General features: G+C 72.3%; 21 protein-coding genes. 15 read left to right on the forward strand and 6 right to left on the reverse strand.

Features of this window, described 5'->3' with window-relative positions; genetic code table 11:
- Position 1 precedes the first annotated feature (1 nt).
- Positions 2–979 carry an esterase/lipase family protein gene (locus ACQPWZ_RS22090; RefSeq protein WP_433572200.1) on the reverse strand — a complete coding sequence of 326 codons (978 nt, stop codon included), beginning with the start codon at positions 977–979 and terminating at the stop codon, positions 2–4.
- A 373-nt stretch (positions 980–1,352) separates the two neighbouring features.
- Here ACQPWZ_RS22090 and ACQPWZ_RS22095 point away from each other — a divergent pair, with 373 nt between their 5' ends.
- On the forward strand, positions 1,353–1,766 hold the full coding sequence (locus tag ACQPWZ_RS22095) for a cobalamin B12-binding domain-containing protein (RefSeq protein ID WP_340474859.1): 414 nt from the start codon (positions 1,353–1,355) through the stop codon (positions 1,764–1,766).
- Positions 1,767–2,019: 253 nt separating this feature from the next.
- Here ACQPWZ_RS22095 and ACQPWZ_RS22100 read toward each other — a convergent pair whose 3' ends face one another.
- Together ACQPWZ_RS22100 and ACQPWZ_RS22105 are read right to left on the reverse strand one after the other, a co-directional pair.
- Positions 2,020–3,639, reverse strand: coding sequence for a DUF5691 domain-containing protein (locus tag ACQPWZ_RS22100; RefSeq protein ID WP_433572201.1), 1,620 nt, complete (start codon positions 3,637–3,639; stop codon positions 2,020–2,022).
- Positions 3,640–3,666: 27 nt separating this feature from the next.
- Positions 3,667–5,016: an SWIM zinc finger family protein gene (locus tag ACQPWZ_RS22105; protein WP_433572202.1), complete on the reverse strand. Its 1,350-nt coding sequence runs from the start codon at positions 5,014–5,016 to the stop codon at positions 3,667–3,669.
- 118 nt (positions 5,017–5,134) lie between these two features.
- Here ACQPWZ_RS22105 and ACQPWZ_RS22110 point away from each other — a divergent pair, with 118 nt between their 5' ends.
- The 7 genes from ACQPWZ_RS22110 to sucD all read left to right on the forward strand — a co-directional run bounded on the left by ACQPWZ_RS22110 (position 5,135) and on the right by sucD (position 14,702).
- Positions 5,135–6,247 (forward strand): ATP-binding protein, encoded by a 1,113-nt coding sequence (locus ACQPWZ_RS22110; RefSeq protein ID WP_433572203.1) that lies wholly within the window; start codon positions 5,135–5,137, stop codon positions 6,245–6,247.
- Positions 6,244–8,778: a DUF5682 family protein gene (locus ACQPWZ_RS22115; RefSeq protein ID WP_433572204.1), complete on the forward strand. Its 2,535-nt coding sequence runs from the start codon at positions 6,244–6,246 to the stop codon at positions 8,776–8,778. Before ACQPWZ_RS22110 ends, ACQPWZ_RS22115 begins: the two co-directional genes overlap by 4 nt.
- Entirely contained in the window at positions 8,775–10,049 is a 1,275-nt protein-coding gene (locus tag ACQPWZ_RS22120) for a vWA domain-containing protein (RefSeq protein ID WP_433572205.1), read from the forward strand. Before ACQPWZ_RS22115 ends, ACQPWZ_RS22120 begins: the two co-directional genes overlap by 4 nt.
- A gap of 93 nt (positions 10,050–10,142) precedes the next feature.
- Positions 10,143–11,138, forward strand: a complete 996-nt coding sequence (locus ACQPWZ_RS22125; RefSeq protein WP_433572206.1) for a hypothetical protein — start codon at positions 10,143–10,145, stop codon at positions 11,136–11,138.
- Positions 11,139–11,243: 105 nt separating this feature from the next.
- A complete protein-coding gene (locus tag ACQPWZ_RS22130; protein ID WP_433572207.1) occupies positions 11,244–12,170 on the forward strand; it encodes a hypothetical protein in 927 nt (308 codons plus the stop codon).
- Between the two features lie 444 nt (positions 12,171–12,614).
- Positions 12,615–13,796 carry an ADP-forming succinate--CoA ligase subunit beta gene (sucC, locus tag ACQPWZ_RS22135; protein WP_433572208.1) on the forward strand — a complete coding sequence of 394 codons (1,182 nt, stop codon included), beginning with the start codon at positions 12,615–12,617 and terminating at the stop codon, positions 13,794–13,796.
- A 21-nt stretch (positions 13,797–13,817) separates the two neighbouring features.
- The gene (gene sucD, locus ACQPWZ_RS22140) at positions 13,818–14,702 is read left to right on the forward strand and encodes a succinate--CoA ligase subunit alpha (protein WP_313944591.1); all 885 of its coding nucleotides are present in this window, start codon (positions 13,818–13,820) and stop codon (positions 14,700–14,702) included.
- Positions 14,703–14,814: 112 nt separating this feature from the next.
- Here the strand turns inward: sucD and ACQPWZ_RS22145 are convergent, their stop codons facing one another.
- Positions 14,815–16,341 (reverse strand): sigma factor-like helix-turn-helix DNA-binding protein, encoded by a 1,527-nt coding sequence (locus ACQPWZ_RS22145; protein WP_433572209.1) that lies wholly within the window; start codon positions 16,339–16,341, stop codon positions 14,815–14,817.
- A gap of 116 nt (positions 16,342–16,457) precedes the next feature.
- Between ACQPWZ_RS22145 and ACQPWZ_RS22150 the strand changes: the two genes are divergently transcribed.
- A complete protein-coding gene (locus ACQPWZ_RS22150) occupies positions 16,458–18,353 on the forward strand; it encodes a cell division protein PerM (protein ID WP_433572210.1) in 1,896 nt (631 codons plus the stop codon).
- On the opposite strand, the gene ACQPWZ_RS22155 is transcribed toward ACQPWZ_RS22150, so the two are convergent.
- On the reverse strand, positions 18,343–19,131 hold the full coding sequence (locus tag ACQPWZ_RS22155; protein WP_433572211.1) for a hypothetical protein: 789 nt from the start codon (positions 19,129–19,131) through the stop codon (positions 18,343–18,345). The genes ACQPWZ_RS22150 and ACQPWZ_RS22155 overlap by 11 nt on opposite strands.
- A 296-nt stretch (positions 19,132–19,427) precedes the next feature.
- Between ACQPWZ_RS22155 and purN the strand changes: the two genes are divergently transcribed.
- Positions 19,428–20,087, forward strand: a complete 660-nt coding sequence (gene purN / locus ACQPWZ_RS22160) for a phosphoribosylglycinamide formyltransferase (RefSeq protein WP_340474871.1) — start codon at positions 19,428–19,430, stop codon at positions 20,085–20,087.
- Positions 20,084–21,646 (forward strand): bifunctional phosphoribosylaminoimidazolecarboxamide formyltransferase/IMP cyclohydrolase, encoded by a 1,563-nt coding sequence (purH, locus tag ACQPWZ_RS22165; protein WP_340474872.1) that lies wholly within the window; start codon positions 20,084–20,086, stop codon positions 21,644–21,646. The genes purN and purH overlap by 4 nt, the downstream gene beginning before the upstream one ends.
- Positions 21,647–21,743: 97 nt before the next feature.
- Here the strand turns inward: purH and ACQPWZ_RS22170 are convergent, their stop codons facing one another.
- Positions 21,744–22,328, reverse strand: coding sequence for a hypothetical protein (locus ACQPWZ_RS22170; protein ID WP_340474873.1), 585 nt, complete (start codon positions 22,326–22,328; stop codon positions 21,744–21,746).
- 259 nt (positions 22,329–22,587) lie between these two features.
- On the opposite strand from ACQPWZ_RS22170, the gene ACQPWZ_RS22175 reads away from it, so the two are divergent.
- The 4 genes from ACQPWZ_RS22175 to ACQPWZ_RS22190 all read left to right on the forward strand — a co-directional run bounded on the left by ACQPWZ_RS22175 (position 22,588) and on the right by ACQPWZ_RS22190 (position 26,682).
- On the forward strand, positions 22,588–23,454 hold the full coding sequence (locus ACQPWZ_RS22175; protein WP_383247044.1) for a bifunctional methylenetetrahydrofolate dehydrogenase/methenyltetrahydrofolate cyclohydrolase: 867 nt from the start codon (positions 22,588–22,590) through the stop codon (positions 23,452–23,454).
- 17 nt (positions 23,455–23,471) lie between these two features.
- Positions 23,472–24,158 (forward strand): DUF3017 domain-containing protein, encoded by a 687-nt coding sequence (locus ACQPWZ_RS22180; protein ID WP_433572212.1) that lies wholly within the window; start codon positions 23,472–23,474, stop codon positions 24,156–24,158.
- Positions 24,159–24,551: 393 nt separating this feature from the next.
- The gene (locus ACQPWZ_RS22185; RefSeq protein ID WP_433572213.1) at positions 24,552–25,538 is read left to right on the forward strand and encodes a DUF2690 domain-containing protein; all 987 of its coding nucleotides are present in this window, start codon (positions 24,552–24,554) and stop codon (positions 25,536–25,538) included.
- Between the two features lie 154 nt (positions 25,539–25,692).
- Positions 25,693–26,682, forward strand: coding sequence for a malate dehydrogenase (locus ACQPWZ_RS22190; protein WP_313944581.1), 990 nt, complete (start codon positions 25,693–25,695; stop codon positions 26,680–26,682).
- Positions 26,683–26,791 lie beyond the last annotated feature (109 nt).

Here is a 26,791-nt window from a genome sequence, read left to right on the forward strand (position 1 = left end):
CTCAGGCAACCGAAACGGCTCCGGACGCGTCCGCCGGCGATGTGCTCGTCTCGAGTGCCTGCCGGATTCCGGCGGCGACGGCAGGGTGGACCGGCAGGGCGAGATGGCCGATTCCACTGACTTGCACGTTCTGGGCGATGAGGTCCGGATGGTCCACACAGGCCGTCTCGACGGGAACCATCAGCTGGTCCAGGTCGCTCCAGAAACTCACGAAGCGCGTACGGCAGCCCGGCGCGGGGCGGCGCAGCTCCTCGATCACGACCGAGCCGGGGCGCATCTGCCGCACGATCGGGTGGGCGCTGGCGAGCGGGGCGACGGTCGTGCCGGAATGCGGGGTGCCGAGCGTGACGAGGGTGCGGACCCGCTGGTCGCCACCGAGACACTGCACGTAATAACGGGCGATGAGTCCGCCGAGGCTGTGCCCGACGATGTCGACCTCGCTGCGGCCGGTACGGGCGCAGATCTCCTCGATGTGCCGGCCGAGCAGCTCGGCGGCGGTGCGGATGTCGCAGGTCAGCGGGGAGTAGTTGAGGCACTCCAGATGGCGCCAGCCGTGGCGGGCCAGTGAGCGGCGGAGCAGGACGAAGACGGAGCGGTTGTCGACGAAGCCGTGGAGCAGTACGGCGGGTGGACGGACGGCCCCCGCGCCGGTCGGCAGCGGGGTGGCGGGCGCGCACTCGGACTCGGACGCCGGCTCGGCATCGAGGGGGCGCGGGTTGCAGGCGCCCTCGTCCTGTGCCGGGCGGCGCCGGCCGTTGCCCGGCGCGGGGTCGCCGTCCTGCGGGTGGCCGGGCCCGGGGCGCTCGGCGAACAGCCCGGACGGATAGAGCAGCAGATGCCCGGCGAGGATCGCCAGCTCGAGGGCGGTGGCCTGGAGAAAGGTGACAGGGACTCTCAGGTTGCAGAGGCTCAGGTTGCAGAGACTTCGCAGGTGGCGCACGGGGCGCAGACTCAGGGAAATGAAGGGCACCGCCGTCATGGGCCGACCTCCGTACGGCACGCTGGAGACGACACCGTCCCCCGTGTGCCCTCATGGGGCCTCCGCAGGTACGACCTTGTGCCTTTGGCCCGCCGCCGGATGCCGGTATCGACACCGGGGACGGTGGCGGGCCAAAGGCAAAGGTGCCGTACCCCGGTGCCGCGCGGCTGACGGCAGGGGAGGTACGACCCTGAAGCGGCTCCCTTGTGATCGTCCCCGTAGGCGGCTTGTGTGCCGCCTGGTACGGGTACGACGCTTAGCGAACTTGTCCCATGTGTGATTTCCCCCTCGCTGACCTCCGCGAAACGGTTGGGTGCGGGATGCTGGAGATAACGTTCGTTCACTGACGACGGAGTCAGGTGTGGAGGCAGTGATGGGTGTGACCGGTCCGATCCGCGTAGTGGTGGCCAAGCCGGGGCTCGACGGCCATGACCGCGGGGCCAAGGTGATCGCGCGAGCGCTGCGCGACGCGGGTATGGAGGTCATCTACACCGGGCTCCACCAGACGCCCGAGCAGATCGTGGACACGGCGATCCAGGAGGACGCGGACGCGATCGGTCTGTCGATCCTCTCGGGCGCCCACAACACTCTGTTCGCCAAGGTGATCGAGCTCCTGAAGGAGCGCGAGGCGGAGGACATCAAGGTCTTCGGCGGCGGCATCATCCCGGAGGCGGACATCGCACCGCTGAAGGAGCTCGGCGTGGCGGAGATCTTCACGCCGGGAGCGACGACGACGTCGATCGTCGAGTGGGTCAACGCGAACGTCCGCGAGCCTGCCGGAGCGTGACCCGAACAGCCCAGCGGCCGTGCTTCACGGCAGGCCCGGGTGGGCTGTCACAGGGCGTATGGCCGGGGCGTCGTGGGCTTTACGACCGGGGGCGCTCCTGCCGGAATGGTTGCTGTGGGCGACGGCCGGGACGGGACGCAATCGATTCCGTCACGGCCTGTGACGGATCGCGCCCCCTGCCGCCTGTCCGTGACGGGCCGGTCCGAGCCCCGTCCTTCCTGGTTCGTGACGGGCCGGCCCGCGACAGGTCCTGCTACGCCGGCGGCATCAGCTCCTGCCGCATCGCCTCCCGCAGCCTCAGCGTCGAGACCAGGCGCTGGAACGCCTCCGACCAGTAGCCTCCGGCCCCCGGTGACGCCCCCTCCACCTCGTCCGGGGTCGCCGTCAGCAGTTCGAGGCGGCTCGCCTCCGCGGGATCCAGGCAGCGCTCCGCCAGTCCCATCACCCCGCTGAAGCTCCACGGATAGCTGCCGGCGTCGCGGGCGATGTCGAGAGCGTCCACCACGGCGCGGCCCAACGGCTCCGACCAGGGAACCTCGCAGACGCCGAGCAACTGGAACGCCTCCGACAGTCCGTGCGCCGCTATGAATTGCGCGACCCAGGCCGCCCGCTCCTCGTCCGGCAGCGTCGCGAGCAGTTTCGACCGCTCGGCCAGGGACGACGTGCCGGGGCCTGTCTGCGGCGGGGTGCCCGGCGGACCGAGCAAGGCGCGGGACCAGTCCGCGTCCCGTTGGCGGACCGCCGCCCGGCACCAGGCCGCGTGGAGCTCCTCGCCCCAGCCGTCCGCGACGGGCAGCGCCACGATCTCCTGTGCTGAACGCCCGCCCAGCCGCTCGGCCCAGACAGTCAGGGGCGCCGCCTCCACCAGTTGGCCGAGCCACCACGAGCGCTCACCCCGCCCCGTCGGCGGGGTCGGCACCACTCCGTCGCGCTGCATGTCCGCATCACACTCGTGCGGCGCTTCCACGGCTATCGACGCACTGCTGCCGTCCTCACTGCGGTCCGGGCCCACGCACGACACCGCCCGTGCGGCCATCCGCCCGGCCAGAGCGGAGTGCGGCAGCGCGGAGAGGAGTTCGGCCGCCGTCGCCCGGACATTGCGGCTGCGGTCGGTCAACGCCTGCTCCAGGAACGGCTCGTCGGCATCCGTCAGTCCCGTACGCAGGGAGTCGAGGAACATCAGCCGGTCCTCGGCCCGCTCGGTCGGCCAGGTGCCGGCCAGCAGCGTCCTCGCCCGGTCCGCGTCATGCGCCCGTACGGCCGCCAGCAGCGCGACCCGCTCCGCGAACAGGCCCTCCTCCCACAGCCGTTGCACCGCTTCCTCGTCTGACACGTCCGGCAGCAGGGCGCCGCCGCCCGACGAGCCCCGCAGTGCGAACTTCCACTCCGGATTGAACCGGGCAAGCCACAGCCCGAGCGCCCCGGCGAAGGCGAGTGCCTGCGGCCGCAGGTCCGTACGGGCCCGGGCCGCGTCCAGCAGCGCGGGCAGCAGGGGCGGCGGCACCCGGTAACCCTGTTCATTGGCCGCGGCCAGCCACTGCGGCAGCAGCTCGGTCAGGTCGGGGGCCGTACCTCTGCGGCCTCCCGAGGAAGGAGCGGAACGGTCGGCCAGCAGCTGTGCCAACCGGCGCCGCGCCGGTACCGGCAGGTGCCGGCGGGTGTCGTCCGGCGCGGGCTCCGGACGGGCGGCCGCCGGAGCCGGCACGAGACCCGCCCTGCGCCGCACGGTGTGGATCGCCGCGGCGTCCAGCAGTGCCGCGGGTGCGTCCTTGCCCGTGGCCGTCACCGTGTCCGGCGGTGTGCGGCGGTCGGTGCCGAGCAGGGCCGAGGTGACGAGCTCTTCCCACAGGGCGTCGTCGGTGATGCTGGTCATGGGTGGCGTCCTCCGTACCTTCACAGTTCAGACGAGGGGAACCGTCTCGGCCGCGTCGTCGGACCAGGCGGCGAGGGGGGTGAAGCCCTCGTGCCCGCACTCCCCGAACACGGTCACCGGGCCGCCTCCGGACAGCGCGACGAGCTTCCACAGCCCGGGCCGGCCCAGCGTGCCGGGTGTCAGGGGCAGCGCCGACTCACCGTCGGCGTCGGCCAGTTGCCATCCGTCGCCGGCCGGGACGGGTATCACCGCGGTCAGGGTCACCGGCCAGGCGTCCAGCCACGGATCGTCCCGCAGAGCTCGCCCGTAGGAATCGAGCGCGGTGGCCACCGGACCGCCCGGCGGCGGTGACGCGATCGGGACCGGTGTGCCGAACTGATCGCCCATGTCCGCCCGCAACTGCCCGGCGCCCGCATGGGGAGTCAGCTCAGCGTCGATCGTCAGGCCCACCGGCAGCGCCAGTTGTGGAGAACGGCCCGCGGCGCCGAAGGACAGGATCACCGCCGTACGTCCGGACGACCGCCCGTGCATCCACGTACGGCGTGTGGTGATCTTGCCGTCGGACGTGTCGTACTGGGCGAGGACCATCCACGCGTCGCGCACCGGCGGACCCTCGGCGGGCGAGGTGAGCCCGACGCGCGTACGCACCGCCGCCGCCAGCGGATGCGGCAGCCGCTCGATCCCCAGCCACGCCGAGTCCAGCAGATGGATGAGCGCGCACTCCTCCAGCAGCCGCACCGGCCAGCCGGCCCCCGATCCCGGAATCGCACCCAACTCCCGTACCCGGGCCGCCAGTCCCGGAGCCTGGGCGTCGACCATGCGGGCCGCGGTCTCCTCCCATAGTCCGTACCCCGACTGCTCGGCCGCCGCCAGTCCACCGCGGAGCAGATCGCCGAGCCGCTGCTCCAGCTCCGTCGCACCCGCGGTGATCCGCCCGGCCCTGCGCTCCGCCCGCCGCTTGGCCGCCTCCGGGTCGGCACTCCTGGCGGGCGCCCCCGCGTCGCCGTCGCTCCCCTCCTTCTCCACGGCGCGCTTGCGCCGCTCCTCCAGCCATTCCTCGGCCCAGTCCGGCGCACTGCCGGCCTGCACCGCCTTCTCGTCCCCCGCCCAGAGCAGCAGCAGCCCCAGCGCGTGCTTGCAGGGGAACTTCCGGCTCGGACAACTGCACTTGTACGCGGGCCCCGTGGTGTCCACGACCGTCTGATACGGCCTGCTGCCACTGCCCTTGCACAGCCCCCACACCGCTCCCGTGCCGCTCGTGCCTGCTTCGGACCACGGCCCGGCCATGCCGAGCCTGTTTCCCGCCTTGCGTGATGCGTCGTCAGGAGCCAGTGCCAGCACCTGTTCCGACGTCCAGCGCACCCCCTGCTGATTCATGGTGACGACGTTACGGGCGGCCACTGACAACACCGTCTGACCTGCGAGGACGGTCGATTGTCAGTGCCATGGTGCACGGTGGGAACCACATCGGATCGAACGATCTGGAGGGGGAAGCATGACCGTGTCCGAAACCGGAAATGCCACGGGCGCCGAGGCTCTGCGGCCGCATGCGGAGGACGCCTTCGCGGACGAACTGGCGGCGCTCGCCGCGGCCGACGACCGGCCGCGTCCGGTCAACTGGCGGCTGTCGCCCTGGGCGGTCGCCACCTATCTGCTCGGCGGCACACTGCCCGACGGCACGGTGGTCACACCGAAGTACGTGGGACCGCGCCGGATCGTCGAGGTCGCCGTCACCACGCTCGCCACCGACCGGGCCCTGCTGCTGCTCGGCGTGCCCGGCACCGCCAAGACCTGGGTCTCCGAGCACCTCGCGGCCGCGGTCAGCGGCGACTCCACCCTGCTCGTGCAGGGCACGGCGGGCACACCGGAGGAGGCGATCCGTTATGGATGGAACTACGCGCAGCTGCTCGCCCACGGCCCCAGCCGCGACGCCCTGGTGCCCAGCCCCGTCATGCGCGCGATGTCCGACGGCATGACGGCCCGGGTCGAGGAGCTCACCCGTATCCCCGCGGACGTCCAGGACACGCTGATCACGATCCTGTCCGAGAAGACGCTGCCCGTTCCCGAGTTGGGGCAGGAGGTCCAGGCGGTCCGCGGCTTCAACCTCATCGCCACGGCCAACGACCGCGACCGCGGGGTCAACGACCTCTCCAGCGCGCTGCGCCGCCGGTTCAACACCGTGGTGCTGCCCCTGCCCGCGACGTCGGAGGCGGAGGTCGACATCGTCTCCCGGCGCGTCGACCAGCTGGGCCGCTCGCTCGACCTGCCGGCCGTGCCGGAGGGCCTGGAGGAGATCCGTCGCGTCGTCACCGTCTTCCGGGAGCTGCGCGAAGGCGTCTCCGCCGACGGCCGCACCAAGCTCAAGTCGCCGTCGGGCACCCTGTCCACGGCCGAGGCGATCTCCGTCGTCACCGGAGGCCTCGCGCTCGCCGCGCACTTCGGGGACGGCGTGCTGCGGCCGGGCGACATGGCGGCCGGAATCCTCGGCGCGGTCGTACGCGACCCGGCGGCCGACCGGGTCATCTGGCAGGAGTACCTGGAGACCGTGGTGCGCGAGCGGGACGGCTGGAAGGACTTCTACCGTGCCTGCCGCGAGGTGAGCGCATGACGGGCCCGCTGCTGCTCGGCGTCCGTCACCACGGACCGGGCTCGGCGCGTGCGGTGCGAGCGGCGCTGGACGCTGCCTCGCCCCGGGTGGTGCTGATCGAGGGCCCGCCGGAGGGGGATGCCCTGCTCGCGCTCGCGGCGGACGAGCAGATGCGACCGCCGGTCGCTCTGCTGGCCCATGCCGTGGACGATCCGGGGCGGGCGGCGTTCTGGCCGCTGGCCGAGTTCTCCCCGGAGTGGGTCGCGCTGCGCTGGGCGCTCGGCCGGGATGTCCCGGTCCGCTTCATCGATCTCCCGGCCGCGCATTCGCTGGCCCTCGCGGCGGCGGAGGAGGCGGCCGGCCGGACGCGTCTCGAGGAGCCCGGCCCGCTGGAGGGCGCTGATCCCGAACCGCCCGCGGCGGGTTCGACGGACCCGGGATGGGATGCCGTACCGGACAGTGCACCGTCGGCAGAGGCAGAGCTGTCGCCGCAGGAACCGTCACCGCACGAGCCGTTGTCGGACCGGCCCTCTCCGCAGGCGCCGTCGGCCCGGAGCGGGGACCCCGAGTGGGATGCCGTCCCCGGGGAGCCGGGAGCGGGCCCGGCCAGCGCACCGTCCGACGCCGGTATGCGCATCGACCCCATCGCCGTCCTCGCCGAGACCGCGGGGTACGACGACCCCGAGCGGTGGTGGGAGGACGTCATCGAGCACCGCGGCTCGGACGGTGCGGACGGCGACCCGTGTGCGCCGTTCGCCGCTCTCGGCGAGGCCATGGCCGCGCTGCGCGGGATGTACGGACACGGCGGGCACGACCGCGACCTGGCCCGCGAGGCCCATATGCGAATCCAACTGCGCACGGCGCGCAAGGAGTTCGGCGACGACGTCGCCGTCGTCTGCGGCGCCTGGCACGTCCCGGCGCTCGCGGAGAAGACCACCCTCACCGCCGACAGGGCGCTGCTCAAGGGACTCCCCAAGGTCAAGACGGAGATGACCTGGGTGCCGTGGACCCATCGCCGGCTGGCCCGCCACAGCGGGTACGGGGCGGGCATCGACTCTCCCGGTTGGTACGGGCATCTGTTCCAGGCCCCCGACCGTCCCGTCGAGCGCTGGATGACCAAGGTCGCGCGGCTGCTGCGCGACGAGGACCGGATGGTCTCCTCCGCGCATGTCATCGAGGCCGTCCGCCTGGCGGAGACTCTTGCGGCCATGCGCGGCCGCCCCCTCGCCGGACTGACCGAGACGACCGACGCCATCCGGGCCGTGATGTGCGACGGCTCCGACGTGCCGCTCGACCTGATCCGGGACCGGCTCGTCGTCGGGGACGTGCTCGGCGAGGTACCGGACGCCGCCCCCGCCGTGCCTCTGCAGCGGGATCTCACCCGGCTCCAGCGCAGTCTCCGGCTCAAGCCGGAGGCGCTGGAGCGGGAGGTGGAGCTGGATCTGCGCAAGGACAACGACGCGGCCAAGAGCCGGCTGCTGCACCGGCTGTCCCTGTTGTCCGTCGGCTGGGGCGAGCCGGTGACGGGACGGGGCAGCACGGGCACCTTCCGGGAGAGCTGGCGGCTGCGCTGGGAGCCCGAGCTGTTCGTCAAGGTCGCCGAGGCCGGCGTGTGGGGGACCACCGTGCTCTCGGCCGCCACGGCGAAGGCGGAGAGCACGGCGGTGTCGGCGACCGCCCTCGCGGAGGTGACCGCGCTCGCCGAGCAGTGCCTGCTGGCCGAACTGCCCGACGCGCTCTCGGTCGTGATGAAGGCGCTCGCCGACCGCGCCGCACTCGACGCCGACGTCGGTCATCTCGCCCAGGCACTGCCTGCCCTCGCCCGCTCGCTGCGCTACGGCGACGTACGGTCCACCGACACCGCCGCGCTCGGCGAGGTCGCCACCGGGCTCGCCGAGCGGATCTGCGTCGGTCTGCCGCCCGCGTGCACGAACCTCGACGCGGACGGCGCCGCGGAGATGCGCGGCCATCTGGACGCGGTCCACACCGCGATCGGGCTGCTGCCGACGGCACCCGAACTGAGCAGCCGATGGGGGTCGGTGCTGCATCGGCTCACCGGCCGCGACACCGTACCGGGAGTGATACGCGGCCGGGCCGCCCGGCTGCTGCTGGACGACGGGCGGCTGGAGGAGGACGAGGCCGCGCGGCTGATGAGCCTCGCCCTCTCCCTCGGCACCCCGCCCGCCGAAGCGGCGGCCTGGATCGAGGGGTTCGTCGGAGGAGCGTCGGGGGGCGGCATGCTCCTCGTCCACGACGAGCGCCTGCTCGGCCTGGTCGACGCCTGGCTGACGAGTGTGCCGGCCGACGCGTTCACCGACGTTCTGCCGCTGCTGCGCCGCACGTTCTCGGCCTACGAGCCGGGCGTGCGCCGCACACTCGGCGAGCTGGTCCGGCGCGGACCCGCCGCGGCGCCGGGTGGTGCGGCGCGGCCGCAGACGGGGATGCCCGGCTTCGGTGCCGGGCTGGACGAGGAACGCGCGGACGCCGTGCTCCCCGTGCTCCGGATGCTGCTCGGAATCGACGACAACGACCTTGCGGGGGCGGGCCGATGACCCGGACCACTGATCCGGCCGCGACCGATGCGGCCGCGACCGATGCGGCGACGACCGATGCGACGACGGCCGAGGCGACGCCGGCGGAGCGGACCACGGCCGAGGCGACGCCGGGCGACGAACGGCTGCGCCGGTGGCGGCTCGTCCTCGGCGGCGAGTCGGCGGACGGCACGGGCTGCTCCCTCGCCGGGACCGACGTGGCGATCGACGGAGCCCTGACCGCTCTCTACGGCAACAGCGGCGGACGGCCCGCCGGCGACCGCAGCCGCGGCCGTTCGGCCGGGCTCGGCGCCTCCGCGCCGTCCGTGGCGCGCTGGCTCGGCGACATCCGTACGTACTTCCCCAGCTCCGTCGTCCAGGTGATGCAGCGCGACGCCATCGACCGGCTGGGGCTGTCCACGCTGCTGCTGGAGCCCGAGATGCTGGAGGCCGTGGAGGCGGACGTCCACCTCGTCGGCACCCTGCTCTCCCTCAACAAGGCGATGCCCGAGACGACCAAGGAGACGGCCCGGGCCGTCGTGCGGAAGGTCGTCGACGACCTGGAGAAGCAGCTCGCGACCCGCACGCGGTCGACGCTCACCGGGGCTCTGGACCGATCCGCGAAGATCAACCGCCCGCGTCACCGGGACATCGACTGGGACCGCACCATCCGCGCGAACCTCAAGAACTATCTGCCCGAGTTCAACACCGTCGTCCCCGAGCGGCTGATCGGATACGGGCGGGCGTCGCAGTCCGTGAAGAAGGACGTCGTGCTCTGCATCGACCAGTCCGGTTCGATGGCCGCGTCCGTCGTCTACGCCTCGGTGTTCGGCGCGGTCCTCGCCTCCATGCGCTCCATCGCCACCCGGCTCGTCGTCTTCGACACCGCGGTCGTCGATCTCACCGACCAGCTGGACGACCCGGTCGATGTGCTCTTCGGCACTCAGCTCGGCGGCGGTACGGACATCAACAGGGCGCTGGCGTACTGCCAGTCGCAGATCACCCGGCCCGCCGACACCGTGGTGGTCCTGATCAGCGATCTGTACGAGGGGGGCATCCGGGACGAGATGCTCAAACGGGTGGCCGCGATGAAGGCGTCGGGTGTGCAGTTCGTGGCGTTGCTCGCCCTGTCCGACGAAGGGACACCGGCGTACGACCGGGAGCATGCGGCGGCTCTCTCGGCGCTGGGCGCACCGGCCTTCGCGTGTACGCCCGACCTCTTCCCGGACGTGATGGCGGCCGCGATCGAGAAACGACCACTGCCCATACCGGACATGGCGGCTCATCAGTAACAGGGGGCTTGCGCAGCCCCGGGAGGAGCGTGCGAACATCGTCCCCGATCGACGCGGAACGTCCGCTTCCGCCGACGGGGAAGGTCTCTCACCGTGTCTGCCGCAGCCGCTCCCTCCGCTGCTGCCGTTCTGCGCGCCGTGCGCGGGGCGGCGGTCCAGCGGCGTGCGGTGCGGGGGCGCGTGCTGCGGGTGCTGCTGTTTCTCGGCGGCCTGTTGACGGTCGGGTTCCTGTACGGCGGCCAGGCGCACGCGGCGGAGGCGACGGTCCCCGCGGAGTCGGTGACGATGGCTGGGACCGGCGCGGCACAGGACGTGCACGGTGCGACGGAGGACGTCGTGCGGCGTGCGGCGACCTCGGGGCCCTCAGAAGCCTCGGGGGCGTCGAAGTCCGCCGAACGGGCCGCGCCCGTACCCGCCACGGACGCCCCGAAGCCGGCCCAAGCAGTGCGGCCTGTACGGGAGGTGGCAGAGCGGGAGCGGGTGACCGCCCGCGACTCCGCCCGCCCCGTCACGCGGCCGCTGAGCCGGTCTATCGTCGAGCCGGTCGCTGAGCCCCTGCTCATGTCGCTCGCCGAATCGCTCGACGGGCCGATGACACTGATCCTGGCCCGGACGCCCGATCTTCCCCATGCGCCCGGCCTTCCCCAGGGCCTGACACCGCCTCTTGGCACACCGCCCCTCGACGGCAACGAGCCGCAGACAGCGCCGCAGCTCCCGTCCGTCGACAACTCGGCGCTCAACCCCGCCTTCCACGGGGGTACATGCGGGCCCACGGCCGAAACTCCGGCAGCGACGGCCTCGCACCGGACCTTCGGCGTGGACCGCTCCGTCCGTGCGGCTGCCGCTGCCCGGACCACGGTGGACAGCCATGCCACGGTGCCCGCGCCCGGGCAGGCGCCGGGGAAGCCGTGCGGCATCGTGCCCGGCGCGCTCCAGCAGTCCGGCGACAGCCACACACCGCGGCTGGGCGACCAGGCGGCGCACACGGCCGGCGGTACGGCCTTCGCGCCGGCGCCCGGCGCGATCCTGGCGGCGGCCGGCGAGCCGACGCGTGAACGACCCGGCGACATCCTCGAATTCCCCGGCTAGGGCAGCCCTTCCCCCTCAAGACCTCCCGCGCGGGGGTGGGACAGGTCTGCCCGCCATCCGGACGACTCCGGACAGCCGAACGCTTTCGAAGGATCAGAAGCCAGCATGAACAAGAACATTCGCCGTTCCATAGCCGTAGCAGCCACCGCCTCCGGGATGTGGGCGCTCGGGACCGCCATGGCCAGCGCCGACGAGCTGCCCGTCTCCGTGCCGCTCTCCACGCCGGACCTGGCGTCCGAGCTCCCGGCGGCCCCGGAGGTCCCCGACGCACCCGCGGCCCCTGAGACCGACGTCGTCCCCGAGGTGAAGGCCCTCCCCGAGGTGAAGGCCCTCCCCGAGGTGAAGGACCTCGAGCCGGCCGCCCAGCACCTCGAGCACGACGTCCAGCTCGGCGTCGAGCGCACCGCCCGTGAGGCGCAAGGTGAGATCGACTACCTCTTCGGTCCTCTGTCCGACTTCGCTCCCGAGCTCGAGCGGGTCCCGGCCGACGCGCAGGCGCAGGTCCGGGGCACGGTCGGTGCCACGGGTCCTGTCGTCGACGAGACGGCCACCGCCGTGCTCCCGCCCGTCGCCGCCACCGCCGTCGACTCGGTCCTCCCCGTCGCCGACCGGGCCGTGGGTGACGCGGGCGTTCTCGCGGGCGGTGTCGTCGGCGAGGTGTCGCCGTTCGCGGGCGGCATCGTCTCCGGCGTCCGGCCCCTGGCCGGGGGCGTCGTCTCCGAGGTCGGCCCGTTCGCCGGCGGTGTGGCCGGCTCGGTCCGTCCGGTGGTCGACACCGTCGTCTCCCACGTGCAGCCGGTCGCCCACGGTGTCGGAAGCAGCGCGGGCAGCCTCGCGCAGGGTGTGGCCGGGGACGTGCAGCCGTTCGCGGGTGCCGCGCTCTCCGGCGTACAGCCCTTCGCCCACGACCTGACGGGCACCGTCACCGCCGACGTCCACCCGCTCGCGGGCAATGCTGTCGACGGCGTCCAGGGGACAGCAGCCGCCGTGACGCCGAGCTACGTCCCGGCAGCGCCCTCGTACGGCATCTGAGACGGCACCTGACAGATCCGTCCGGGCTCCGGAACAGATCCGGCCGGATCCGGTATGGATCCCGCGGCATCTGCAGAAATCGCCGGATACCCGGGCGAATACCTTGCCGACCCGGTGGGCAGCAAGAAAACAACGGCCCGGGGCCGGATCATCGGGCGGTCCTCATTGGGGTGAGGGCCGCCCGGCTCCGTACGCGTCCCCCGAAGGTGTCCCCGCAGGTGGCCGTCGGTGGCGCGGCCGATGGTGCGATCTGTGACTGTTATCACCGCTCATCTGTGAGCTGCAATTTAGGGAGCCACGTTCCACGGGGATAACCTGCGAGGCGGACATGCCGCGTGCCCGGACACCGTGTACGCCTTCCTTGTGACACCGCAGTCACGTTGCCCTTCGCGGCACGCCCACGCAGACAACGAACCGCGATGATGAGAAAAGGGACGGACGCGCGTGGACCTGTTCGAGTACCAGGCGAGGGACCTCTTCGCCAAGCACGGTGTACCGGTGCTGGCCGGTGAAGTCATCGACACGCCTGAGGCGGCGCGCGAGGCTACGGAGCGTCTGGGCGGCAAGTCGGTCGTCAAGGCGCAGGTCAAGGTCGGTGGCCGCGGCAAGGCCGGCGGCGTGAAGCTGGCCGACGGCGCGGACGACGCGGTCGAGAAGGCCGGTCAGATCCTCGGTATGGACATCAAGGGCCACACGGTCCACAAGGTGATGATCGCCGAGACCGCGCCCGAGATCGCCGAGGAGTACTACGTCTCGTACCTCCTCGACCGCACCAACCGCACCTTCCTGGCCATGGCCTCCGTCCAGGGCGGCATGGACATCGAGGAGGTCGCGGAGAAGACCCCCGAGGCCCTCGCCAAGGTCCCGGTCGACTCCAACGAGGGTGTCACCCTCGAGAAGGCCCGCGAGATCGTCGCGCAGGCCAGCTTCCCGACCGAGGTCGCGGAGCAGGTCGCCGAGATCCTCGTGACGCTGTGGAAGACCTTCATCGCCGAGGACGCGCTCCTCCTCGAGGTCAACCCGCTGGCCAAGGTCGCCGACGGCCGTGTGATCGCCCTCGACGGCAAGGTCTCGCTCGACGAGAACGCCGAGTTCCGGCAGCCGGGCCACGAGGAGTTCGTGGACCACGCCGCAGCCAACCCGCTCGAGGCCGCCGCCAAGGCCAAGAACCTCAACTACGTCAAGCTCGACGGCGAGGTCGGCATCATCGGCAACGGCGCGGGTCTGGTCATGTCGACCCTCGACGTCGTCGCGTACGCCGGTGAGGCGCACAACAACGTCAAGCCCGCCAACTTCCTCGACATCGGTGGCGGCGCCTCCGCCGAGGTGATGGCGAACGGTCTCGAGATCATCCTCGGCGACCCGGACGTCAAGTCCGTCTTCGTCAACGTCTTCGGTGGCATCACCGCCTGTGACGAGGTCGCCAACGGCATCGTCCAGGCCCTGGAGCTGCTGAAGTCCAAGGGCGAGGAAGTCACCAAGCCGCTGGTCGTGCGCCTCGACGGCAACAACGCGGAACTGGGTCGCAAGATCCTCTCCGACGCGAACCACCCGCTCGTGCAGCGCGTGGACACCATGGACGGCGCGGCCGACAAGGCCGCCGAGCTCGCCGCGGCTGCGAAGTAAGGGACGAGGGACACCACAGTCATGGCTATCTTCCTCACCAAGGACAGCAAGGTCATCGTCCAGGGCATGACCGGCGCCACCGGCATGAAGCACACCAAGCTCATGCTCGCCGACGGCACCAACATCGTCGGCGGTGTGAACCCGCGCAAGGCCGGCACCAGCGTCGACTTCGACGGCACCGAGGTGCCCGTCTTCGGCTCCGTCGCCGAGGCGATGGAGAAGACCGGGGCGGACGTCTCCGTGCTCTTCGTGCCGCCAGCCTTCGCCAAGGCCGCCGTCGTCGAGGCGATCGACGCCGAGATCCCGCTGGCCGTCGTCATCACCGAGGGCATCGCGGTGCACGACTCCGCCGCCTTCTGGGCGTACGCCACCAGCAAGGGCAACAAGACCCGGATCATCGGCCCGAACTGCCCCGGCCTGATCACCCCCGGCCAGTCCAACGCCGGCATCATCCCGGGCGACATCACCAAGCCCGGCCGCATCGGTCTCGTGTCGAAGTCCGGCACGCTGACCTACCAGATGATGTACGAGCTCCGTGACATCGGCTTCTCCTCCGCCGTCGGCATCGGTGGCGACCCGGTCATCGGCACCACGCACATCGACGCTCTGGCGGCCTTCGAGGCCGACCCGGAGACCGAGCTGATCGTGATGATCGGTGAGATCGGCGGCGACGCCGAGGAGCGTGCGGCCGACTTCATCAAGGCCAACGTCACCAAGCCGGTCGTCGGCTACGTCGCGGGCTTCACCGCCCCCGAGGGCAAGACGATGGGCCACGCCGGCGCCATCGTGTCGGGCTCGTCCGGCACGGCGCAGGCGAAGAAGGAGGCCCTCGAGGCCGCGGGCGTCAAGGTCGGCAAGACGCCGACCGAGACGGCCAAGCTCGCGCGTGAGATCCTCGGCGGCTGATCATCACCGCCTGAGCCTCCGCCGTACGCACGGACGGGCCCGCGCCTCATGACGAGGCGCGGGCCCGTCCGCGTACCCGGCCGTACTCGGGCCGGCCCAGGTGACTGCCCAGCTACGGGATCGTCGGTACGAGCCGTTCGGGGCCGTGGACCGGCTCGGACAGCAGCTTCTCGCGCAGCATGTGACTGCGTGGATTGATCGGCTGCGGCCCGGCGAGCGGCGGTACTCCGCCGACCTGCTGGCCCGGAGAGACCGCCGGCTCGTACTGTGTCGGCGCCGTGGCCAGGGTGAAACCCGTGGCGCCCATGATCAGCGTGGTGACGCTGAGGGCGGCCCGGGTCCACAGCCAGGCCCGGCGTTCGCTGCTCGTCCGGACGGCCCGGGGCGGGTTCAGCTGCGGCACGGGACCGGCGTTCGCGAGCGCCATCAGCTGATTGCGCAGGACCGTGGGGTCGCTGAGGTGGGGGAGCTGCTCGGCGATGGCCTCGCGCGCGTGCAGCAGACGGTTCGCCGCCGCGGGAGTGCTCGCCTCCGTCTCGGCGGCCGTCTCGGGCAGGTCGAGGCCGAGCCCGTCGTAGAGCACGAGGGTGCGGCGGTACGGGGGAGGCAACTCCAGCAGCGCTTCGAGCAGTTCGCGCTGTTCGCTGTCGACGAGCGGCGGGCTGTCGGGGTGCCGGTGGACGGGCCGCAGCCGCTGCCAGGGGGACATGGCGAACTCGTACGCGGCCGCCCGCACCCAGCCCGCGGGGTCGCGGTCGCGGGCCACCTCGGGCCAGCGCTGCCAGGCGAGGTGGAAGGCGCGCTCGACGGACTCGTGGGCGAGTCTGCGCCGGCCGGTGAGCAGATAGGCCTGGCGCACGAGGCCGGGGGCGCTGTACGTGTACAGGGCGTCGAAGGCCTCGGCCGGGGTGGACGCGGGCCGCTGGCGCAGGGGCTCCGTATCGGCCGCGGTCCCTGCCGCCGGGTTCGTGCCGGGCTCGCTCTCACCCGCGCCCGCGTCTTCGGGGCCGGGCTTGCTTTCGCCCTCGCCCGCGCCATGAGCACCGGACCCGCCTTCGCCTTCACCCATGTCATCGGCGCCGGACCCGCCGTCTCCGGCCGCCGGCGGCATCTCGGCTGTGGTGCCGTCCGGCTCGGGGTCCCCGGCCGTCTCCCCGGCCGTCTCCCCGGGCTCCTCGGTGGCCGCCTCTTCGGCACCCGGGCGGGCGGCCGCCGTAACGGGTGTCCTCGCCGGGGCGGCGGGTTCGGCCGAGGTGTTCGTCTCCGGAGCGGAGGCGCCCGGTGGCGGGTTCTGCGGCCGCGATGCGGAGGAGGAGGGCTCCCGCCCCGATGCTGACTCCGATTCCGGTCCAGGTGCGGGTGCCGGTGCCGGTGCAGGTCCCGGTCCTGGTTCCGCTTCCGGGTCCGGTGCCGAGCCGGGTGTCGGGTCCGGCTCGGTCAGCAGCTTGGCGTACACCTCACGCCGACGCCCCCGGGGGCTGCTGCGGCCGCTCTCCCACGACCGGATCGTGGCCTTCGTGACGCCGACGGCGGTGGCGATCTCCTGCTCGCTCATCGACTTCGCCTCGCGCAGCCTGCGGCGCTCCTTGGGGGAGGGCAGCGGAGTGCTCGAACCGGAGCGTGTCGTGCTCTGGGTCATGACGGGCTCCCCTGAGCGCAGCACTCTGCGGAAAAGTACATAAACGTATATTGAGCGACACAACGGCTATTCGCCTGTTACGCGGATAAAGCGCGTGTCGTTGGCAGCATGGCCGCGTGACCCAGACGACCGATCACAGCCCTCCGTTCTCGGCTCCGGTGCTGCTCCAGGGCGGCCGGCGGCCCGCGCTGGCCGCGTGCCTCGTCCGCGGGGCGATCGCGGCGGGACTCGGGCTCGGTACGTTCGCCGTCCTGGTGATCGCGCTGTGGATCAGTTCGCCGTATCCGGACAGCGGTCCGAACGGGGCACTGCACGTCGCGGCCGGGCTGTGGCTGCTCGCCCACGGCACGGAACTCGTCCGCTCCGAGACCCTCTCCGGGCAGCAGGCGCCCATCGGGATCGTGCCGCTGCTGCTCGTCGTGGTGCCGGCCTGGCTGGCGCACCGGGCCGCCCGGGACGGTCTGCTGCCCGCCGACGACCGGCCGCGCCCGTCGGCGCGGGGCGCGCTGTGTGCGGTCAGCCTGGGATATCTGCTGGTCGGCGCCGCTGCCACGGTCTATGCGGCGGGTGGGCCACTGGCGCCGGATCTGCTGAGCGCCGTACTGCATCTGCCGCTGGTGACGCTGGCGGCGGTGGGGGCCGGGGTGTGGACCGCGAGCGGCCGTCCGGGTGGTCCGCTGCCGGAATGGGTGCCCGCACGGCTGCGGAAGGAGCTCGCCCGTACGCGGGTGGCCGTCGCCATGCGGTCCGGGGCCGCTGGTGCGCTGACCCTGCTGGGCGGTGGCGCACTGCTCGTCGCGGCCTCGATGGTGTGGAACGCGGACGCCACGCAGGACTCGTTCCTGCACCTCGCGGACGTGTGGTCGGGACGGCTCGCGGTGCTGATGCTGGGGCTGGCGCTGGTGCCCAACGCGGCGGTGTGGGCCGCCGCGTACGGGCTGGGGCCCGGCTTCGCGCTCGGTACGGGAGCGACGGCGACCCCTCTGGCGCTCACCGGCGACCCCGCGCTGCCGCACTTTCCGCTGGTCGCCGCGGTGCCGGCCGAAGGGCCCGGCACACCGCTGAACTGGGCTGCTGCGGTCGTTCCGCTCGCCGCGGCGCTGATCGTCGCCCACTTCACGGCGGACCGGGCCGCGCCGCGCCAGGGCGACCGCGCGACGGCGTGGGGGATGGGCGAGACCGCGCTGGCGGCCTTGCAGGGTGCGGTGGTCTGCGGCGTGCTGACGGGTTTTCTCGCGGCGGCCGCCGGCGGGCCGCTCGGCACGGGCCGGCTCACCGCGTTCGGCCCGGTGTGGTGGCTGACGGGCGCGGCCGCGCTGGTGTGGTCGGCGGTCGTTGCGGTGCCGGTGGCCCTGGGGCTGCGGGCCTGGCGGGTACGGGGCCGGGCCGTGGGGGCCGACGGGTCACCGGTTCCGGCCGCCGCTGTTCCGGGACCCTCCTCGCCGGCGCCCGGTGCTGCGGGCGGATTGGAGGTGGACGACATGGACGACGCGGAGTTCGACCCGTACGACTTCCTTCCGGAGTTCCCGACCGGGTCCCGGAAGACCGACACGTCGCCGGACGGCACCGCCACCGCAGCCGACGGGTCGTCGGATGGGCCCGGGGATGGGGCCGGGGACGCCACCGGATCGGGTCGCGACGACCGCGCACCGTGGGCCGTGCCGCTCAGCCCCTGGCCCAAGGCCCCCGGGCTGTCGAGCATCGCCCTGGACGCGGACCGCGCAAAGGTGGACGGCGAAAAGGGGGACCGCGCAAAGGCGGACCGCGAAGAACGGGACCGCGAGGAAGCGGACGCCTCGGCAGCGGAGCGTACGGAAGACCCCGGGACCAGCTCCACGAGAAGCCCCGCGACGAACCCCACGGACAACCGTGCGGATACGGGCGCTGCCGGAGTGGACGCCGCACGGCCGAGCCCCACGCTCCCGGCCCGGCTGCTTGACGGTCCGCCGGACGAGCCTGCGGGCCGTGCGGACGCGGACCGGGACGACTCCGGTCCGCCCGCTACTCCTTGACGCCGATGACCCCGCGCAGCGGGTCGGGAAGCTTGTCGTTGCAGGCCAGCTGCCCGGTCTTGGTCAGCGAGTCGTTCACGCAGGTGTAGTAGTCCCGGTAGACCAGCTGCGCCGTGAAGGACGCGGCCACGATCACCAGGGCGATGCTCGCCATCACGAGCCCGCTGACGGCGGACGTGATCTGCGAGCGGTTCGGGGTCTGCGGCGCCTGCGGGACGGCGGGCGGCGCGGCCGTCGGGTCCGCCGGACGGCGCTGGGGCTTGGCGCGCAGAGAGCTGATCGCCCAGTACAGCGCGAGCGCGCCGAGCAGCAGCGCGATCTCGGGGAAGTCGAACAGGGCGAAGAAGAACGCCCACATGCCCGAGAGCAGTGCGTAGCGCGCCCGGCGCTGGGACGGGTCGGTCGGGTCCCAGCGCATGCCGCCCGTGCTGGGAGGTCCGCCTTCGGGGCCCTGCTTTCCGCCGCTGTTCTGCTGGTTCTGGCCGTCGGGTCGGCCGCCGAAGCCGCCCGGGGAGCGGCCCGGCTGGCGGCTGCTCCACTGGCTGCCCCACACGGGACGGTCGTCGGAGCCGGACGGGTCGGAGGAACCGGAGCCCTGGCCGGATCCCGATCCGGACGAGTCGTCGGGGGAGCCGGAGGAACCGTCGTTCGCCGGGCGCCGGGGCTGCCACGGCTGGTCCGGCCGCCCCTCGGGCGGCGGGGCGAAGGGGTTGTTGTCGTCCGTGGACTGGCGCTCCCGCGGCAACAGGAGGTCCGTACGGCGGCGTCGGTCCGGCATCTGGTGAACGTCTTCCCCTCAGACCCTGTCGCGCGTGGGGTCTTGTGTCGTCGTGCCCGTCGAGGGACGGGTCCTGTCCCCAGACGCTACCTCCCGGCCACGCCCCCGTCCCGTGGGGGCTCTTCTGTGTGCCGGTATCGTTGCTGACGGTCGGCCTCTTCGTAGAGTTCCCCGTATCGAGGGGTGCGATTCGTTCGTACGACCGTACAAAGACGTACAGCCCCGCGACACGCACTGCGCGCGCACTGCGACACCGCGGGAAACACCGCGACATCACCGCGAGAAAGAGACCCGCCGTGGCCTCCCCGCCCCTCTCTGTCCGACCGGCCCCGGACCGACCGGCCCGCCTGGTGGTCCTGGTCTCCGGTTCCGGCACCAACCTTCAGGCCCTGCTCGACGCCATCGGCGACGATCCGGCCGGCTTCGGTGCCGCCGTGGTCGCCGTCGGCGCGGACCGCGACGGGGTCGCCGGACTGGAGCGCGCCGAGCGCGCCGGACTTCCCACGTTCGTGTGCCGGGTCAAGGACCACGAGTCCCGTGACGCGTGGGACCGGGCACTCACCGAGGCGACGGCGGCGTACGAGCCCGACCTCGTCGTCTCGGCCGGATTCATGAAGATCGTGGGCAAGGAGTTCCTCGCCCGCTTCGGCGGCCGGTGCGTCAATACGCATCCCGCGCTGCTGCCCAGCTTTCCCGGCGCCCACGGTGTCCGCGACGCGCTCGCGTACGGGGCCAAGGTGACCGGGTGCACCGTCCACTTCGTCGACGACGGCGTCGACACCGGCCCGATCATCGCGCAGGGCGTGGTGGAGGTGCGGGACGAGGACCACACGGACGGTGGGACCGCTCTTCACGAGCGCATCAAGGAAGTCGAGCGAGCACTGCTCGTCGAGGTCGTGGGGCGTCTGGCCCGTAACGGCTACCGCATTGAGGGACGAAAGGTAGTTTTCCCGTGACTGTTGAGACTGCGAAGCGGGCCATCCGGCGAGCGCTGGTCAGTGTGTATGACAAGACGGGGCTCGAGGAGCTCGCGCGCGGGCTGCACGAGGCGGGTGTGGAACTGGTCTCCACCGGATCGACCGCCGGGAAGATCGCCGCGGCGGGTGTGCCGGTCACCAAGGTCGAGGAGCTCACCGGCTTTCCCGAGTGCCTGGACGGGCGGGTCAAGACGCTGCACCCCCGCGTGCACGCCGGCATCCTCGCCGACCTGCGCCTGGAGTCCCATCGCGAGCAGCTCGCGGAGCTCGGTGTGGAGCCGTTCGACCTGGTGGTCGTGAACCTGTACCCGTTCCGCGAGACCGTCGACTCCGGCGCCTCTCCGGACGAGTGTGTCGAGCAGATCGACATCGGCGGCCCCTCGATGGTGCGCGCCGCCGCCAAGAACCACCCCTCGGTCGCGGTCGTCACCAGCCCCGAGCGGTACGGCGACGTGCTGACCGCCGTCGCCTCCGGCGGCTTCGACCTCGGCGCGCGCAAGCGGCTCGCGGCGGAGGCCTTCCAGCACACCGCCGCCTACGACGTCGCCGTCGCCTCCTGGTTCGCGTCCTCGTACGCCCCGGCCGACGACTCGCCGTTCCCCGACTTCCTCGGTGCCACGTACGAGCGCTCCCATGTCCTGCGCTACGGCGAGAACCCGCACCAGGGCGCCGCGCTGTACGTGAACGGCAACGGCGGTCTCGCCGAGGCCGAGCAACTGCACGGCAAGGAGATGTCGTTCAACAACTACACGGACACGGAGGCCGCGCGGCGTGCCGCGTACGACCACGCCGAGCCGTGTGTGGCGATCATCAAGCACGCCAACCCGTGCGGTATCGCGGTCGCCGCGGATGTCGCCGAGGCGCACCGCAAGGCGCACGCCTGCGACCCGCTGTCCGCCTTCGGCGGGGTCATCGCCGTCAACCGCCCGGTCTCGGTGGCCATGGCGGAGCAGGTCGCGGAGATCTTCACCGAGGTCATCGTCGCTCCGGCGTACGAGGACGGCGCGGTCGAGGTGCTCGCCCGCAAGAAGAACATCCGTGTGCTGCGCTGCCCCGACGCCCCCTCGGCGCCGGTCGAGATCAAGCCCGTCGACGGCGGCGCGCTGCTCCAGGTGACGGACCGTCTCCAGGCCGACGGCGACGACCCGTCGGCGTGGACCCTCGCGACCGGCGACGCCCTGGACGCCGCCGAACTGGCGGACCTGGCCTTCGCATGGCGGGCCTGTCGCGCGGTCAAGTCCAACGCGATCCTGCTGGCGAAGGACGGTGCGTCGGTCGGCGTCGGCATGGGTCAGGTCAACCGCGTCGACTCGGCGAAGCTCGCCGTGGAGCGCGCGGGCGAGGAGCGTGCGCGGGGCGCGTACGCGGCGTCCGACGCGTTCTTCCCCTTCCCCGACGGTCTGGAGATCCTGACCGCGGCGGGCGTCAAGGCCGTGGTGCAGCCGGGCGGTTCGGTCCGTGACGAGCAGGTCGTCGAGGCCGCGAAGAAGGCGGGCGTGACGATGTACTTCACCGGTACGCGTCACTTCTTCCACTGACGGACGTCCCCGCAGGGGGACGGACACACGTACGGCCCGCCGGTTGCGCAACCGGCGGGCCGTACGGGGTGTTACGGGCTGTACGTGCAGCGCGGGGTCAGTGCCGCGGGCGTGCGAACCACTCGCCGCCGTCGGACTTGCCGACGAACACCGTGACGAGGATGGCGAGCACGGTGTGCGCCAGGCCCACGATGATGAACGGGTAGATGCCGAGGATCGCGGTGATGATGCCGAACACCATGGTGGTGACACGGATACCGCTTCCGCCCGTCTTGAACTTGATCGCGAGGAAGACCGCGAGCGCACCCCAGACCAGGGCGCCGACGCCGATGGCGTAGACCGCACCGGTGGAGAAGTCGGCCAGGTCCTGGAACTGCACGTCGTCCCTGAGCGACGGGTCGTCCTGCGCCTTGTCGATGGCCGCGCCGGTGAGGAACATGAGCACGGCGCCGATGACCTGGAGGCCGGCGATCACGTAGAGCATGACGCGCGCAGCCTTCACACCGCCCGGCATCTCCGTGGGGCCCATCCCGTAGCCGCCGGCGCCGTAGGGCTGGACCGGCGGTGCCTGCGGGTAGCCGTAACCGGGCTGTCCCTGGGGCTGGCCCTGCTGCGGATAGCCGTAGCCCGGCTGACCGCCCTGCTGCTGGCCGTAGGGGTTGTTCGGGTCGCCGAAGCTCATGGCGGGTTTCCTCCGTTGAAAGTGCGGGGACTGCGCGGTCCGGGCGGAGGAACGTCACACGAGATCAGCGGTCGGCCCCCCAACACTTTCCGCGGCGCTGCGCGGCTCATCGTCGTCTCCACGTCGACTTTTTGTCCAGTCGGTATGCGTATGTGTTGTGCAAGTGCAACCTCCGGTTCCGGGTGCCGGGAGGGGGTGTTCCGGGCCCGGTGCGGAGCGGAATTGGAACCGGGGCGGGTCCATCCGCGAGGATGGGTGCATGACTGCCCAGATTCTCGATGGCAAGGCCACCGCAGCCGCGATCAAGTCCGATCTGACCGTCCGCGTGGCGGCCCTCAGGGAGAAGGGCGTCACGCCCGGTCTCGGGACCCTGCTGGTCGGGGACGACCCGGGCAGCCGCTGGTACGTGAACGGCAAGCACCGCGACTGCGCGCAGGTCGGCATCGCCTCGATCCAGCGTGAACTGCCGGACACCGCCACCCAGGAAGAGATCGAGGCGGTCGTCCGCGAACTCAACGACAACCCCGAGTGCACCGGCTACATCGTCCAGCTCCCGCTGCCCAAGGGCATCGACACCAACCGGGTCCTGGAGCTGATGGACCCGGCCAAGGACGCGGACGGGCTGCACCCGATGAGCCTCGGCAAGCTCGTGCTCGGCGTGGAGGGACCGCTGCCCTGCACGCCGTACGGCATCGTCCAGCTGCTGCGTCACCACGACGTCGAGATCAACGGCGCCAATGTGGTCGTCGTCGGCCGGGGCATCACCATCGGGCGGCCGATGCCGCTCGTGCTGACCCGCAAGTCCGAGAACGCGACCGTGACGCAGTGCCACACGGGCACCCGCGACCTGTCCGCGCATCTCAAGCAGGCCGACATCATCGTGGCGGCGGCCGGGGTGCCGCATCTGATCAAGCCGGAGGACGTGAAGCCGGGGGCCGCGGTGCTCGACGTCGGTGTCAGCCGCGACGAGCACGGCAAGATCGTGGGCGACGTGCACCCGGGCGTCACCGAGGTGGCCGGCTGGGTGGCCCCGAACCCGGGCGGCGTCGGCCCGATGACCCGCGCGCAGTTGCTGGTCAACGTGGTCGAGGCGGCCGAGCGTGCCGCCGCCGTCACGGCAGGCTGACCGGAGAGGCTGACCCCATGGGTGTACGGACGAACGACGAGGACGCCACGGCACCGGCGGAGCCCGACGGGGCCGGCGGATCCGCCGGGTCCGGCGCGGACGATGCACGGGACACCGATACGGCCGCCGCCGACGAGGCGCGCGGCACGGACGGTGCCGCGGCCGATGACGGCGACGCGACCGCGGACGAGCACGCGGACGAGTCCGGCGCCGGATTCGAGGGGCCGGACGTCGTGCACGAGCCGGACGGCGAGGTCAGTGCCAAGGGCGTCGTCAGTTCCCCCGGGCCCGACGGCGAACCCGTACGCACCACCCGGCGCTTTCCCTCGCTCACCACCGACACCGCCCGCCCCGAGGGCGGCGGGCGCGCGGCCCCGGGGGACGCTTCCGCTCCCGCCCGGCAGTGGCCGCTGCTGACCGTGCTCGCGCTCGCCGCGCTCGGGCTGCTGATCGTCGGCACGGACGCGTTCGCCGATGCCTTCCGTGTCGGCACGATCCTGATCGGGGTCGCGCTGATCACGGGTGCGGTGATGCGGCGGGTCCTGCCCTCGGTCGGCATGCTCGCTGTGCGTTCGCGATTCACCGACATGGTCACGTACGGGCTGCTGGGCGTCGTGATCACCCTGCTGGCGCTGGTGGCCCAGCCCAAGCCCTGGCTGGACCTGCCGTTCCTGGAGGACGCCGTCCACTTCACCGTGCGGTAGGAGGCCCCGGGCCGGGACCTCCGGCCGGCGGACCACGCAGAACGGCGCCCGTCCTCTCCCCCGAGGGAGGACGGGCGCCGTCGTGTCTCCAGAGTCATGGACGCGCCAACACCGTTCAAGGGACGACCGGGGCCTGTGGCACGGAAGTGACCATTCCGCCACGGTGTGATCGTTGGGCCACGGATGCGCGACCGAATCGGCGGCCGGATCGGCGGCCGGGGGCGCACAAAGCATCGCCTCCGGTCCTGAGTGCTCCCCCTGTGAGCCGACAGGCGGAACTGACATCCTGACCCTGCGCATCTCCCTCGGTGTCCGGTTCTCGGGCGGGGGTCCGGGAGCGGAGCGCTCACGGCACGGCACCGCACGGTTCGGGGGAACAAAGGGGGGTGGCACATGCCTCGTTGGAAGGCACTGCCGGAAGAGCTGGACCCACAGATCCGCGAGTTCGCCGAGCAACTGCGCCGGCTCGTCGACCGGAGCGGGCTGAGCCTCGCCGCGGTCGCCGACCGGACCGGCTACGGAAAGACGTCCTGGGAGCGCTACCTCAACGGGCGGCTGCTCGCGCCCAAGGGCGCGATCCTCGCGCTCGCGGAGGTGACCGACACCAGCCAGGCCCATCTGACCACCCTGTGGGAGCTCGCCGAACGCGCGTGGAGCCGCTCCGAGATGCGGCACGACCTGACGATGGACGAGCAGCGCATAGCCGAGGCGCGGGCCGCTCTCGGGGAGTACGGCCCGGCACCGGAGGACGCCGTCCCACCGGGCGCCCGGACGGCCGAGCCCGGGGCCGGAGCAGGCGCCCGGACACCTCGGCGCGGGCAGTACCCGGCGCCCCCCGGATCGCAGCCGCCGGGCGACGTCCGTCCCGCCCCGTCGGGCGGCCGGCGCAAGGTCGTCCTGTTCCTCGCCGGCGTCGTGGGCGCGCTGCTCGTGATCGCCGCCGCCGTGCTGCTGACCGACCTCGGCGGAAGCGGCGGGTACGGCGGCACCGCGGGCGGGACGCCGTCGGCGACGCCGAGCACCAGCGCACCGCCGTTGCCCGCCGGGGTGAAGTGCAGCGGCGCGGCCTGCACCGGCCAGGACCCGGAAACGATGGGCTGCGGCGGCGAGTTCGCCACGACGGCCTCGTCGGCGACCATCGGCAGCTCTCTCGTCGAGGTCCGCTACAGCAAGACCTGCCAGGCGGCATGGGCGCGGATCACCCGGGCCACGGCGGGTGACACCGTGCGCATCACGGTGGCCGGCAGGGCGGCGCAACAGGGCCTGGTGGACGAGGACACCGACGCGTACACGCCGATGACCGCCGTCGCCGGGGCGGCCGATGCCCGGGCCTGCGCCACGCTCACCTCCGGGGTCACCGGCTGCACCGGCGGCCAGTGAGCCGCGCCACACGGGTGGGGGGAATGGCCGGGTGCCGGGTCGGATAGCCTGACCGCTGGATGTCTCTTCACGTCAAGATTCGTGCAGAGGTGCGAAGGGGCGTCCCGCACGAGGGGCAGGGACCCCCACCGCCAGCTGTCTTACGGAGATCGCCATGACCCGCACTCCCGTCAACGTCACCGTGACCGGCGCGGCCGGCCAGATCGGCTACGCGCTGCTCTTCCGCATCGCCTCCGGCCACCTGCTCGGCGCGGATGTGCCGGTCAAGCTGCGCCTTCTCGAGATCACCCCCGCGCTCGGCGCCGCCCAGGGCACCGCCATGGAGCTCGACGACTGTGCCTTCCCGCTGCTGCGCGGCATCGAGATCACGGACGACCCGAACGTGGCCTTCGACGGCGCGAACGTCGCCCTCCTCGTCGGCGCCCGCCCGCGGACGAAGGGCATGGAGCGCGGCGACCTGCTCGAGGCCAACGGTGGCATCTTCAAGCCGCAGGGCAAGGCCATCAACGACCACGCCGCGGACGACATCAAGGTCCTCGTCGTCGGCAACCCGGCCAACACCAACGCCCTGATCGCCCAGGCCGCGGCCCCGGACGTACCGGCCGAGCGCTTCACCGCGATGACGCGCCTCGACCACAACCGCGCGATCTCGCAGCTGGCCGCCAAGACCGGCGCCGCCGTCTCCGACATCAAGCGCCTGACGATCTGGGGCAACCACTCGGCGACCCAGTACCCGGACATCTTCCACGCGGAGATCGCCGGCAAGAACGCCGCCGAGGTCGTGGGCGACGAGGCCTGGCTGGCCGACACGTTCATCCCGACCGTCGCCAAGCGCGGCGCGGCGATCATCGAGGCGCGTGGCGCGTCCTCGGCCGCCTCCGCCGCCAACGCCGCGATCGACCACGTCCACACGTGGGTCAACGGCACCGCCGAGGGCGACTGGACCTCCATGGGCATCCCGTCGGACGGCTCCTACGGCGTGCCGGAGGGTCTCATCTCCTCCTTCCCGGTCACCACGAAGAACGGCACGTACGAGATCGTCCAGGGCCTGGACATCAACGAGTTCTCGCGCCCGCGCATCGACGCGTCCGTGCAGGAGCTGGCTGAGGAGCGCGACGCGGTCCGCGCTCTCGGCCTCATCTGACGCAGCCCGCGCGCGTCACGGCACCACGCAGCCGCCTCCGGTTCTCCGGGGGCGGCTTCGCCGTACCCAGGTGGAGAACTGGGGACCGGCCGCACCGCCGGTAGGGCCG

This window comes from Streptomyces sp. CA-251247 (genome assembly GCF_050952975.1).
GTDB lineage: Bacteria > Actinomycetota > Actinomycetes > Streptomycetales > Streptomycetaceae > Streptomyces > Streptomyces achmelvichensis.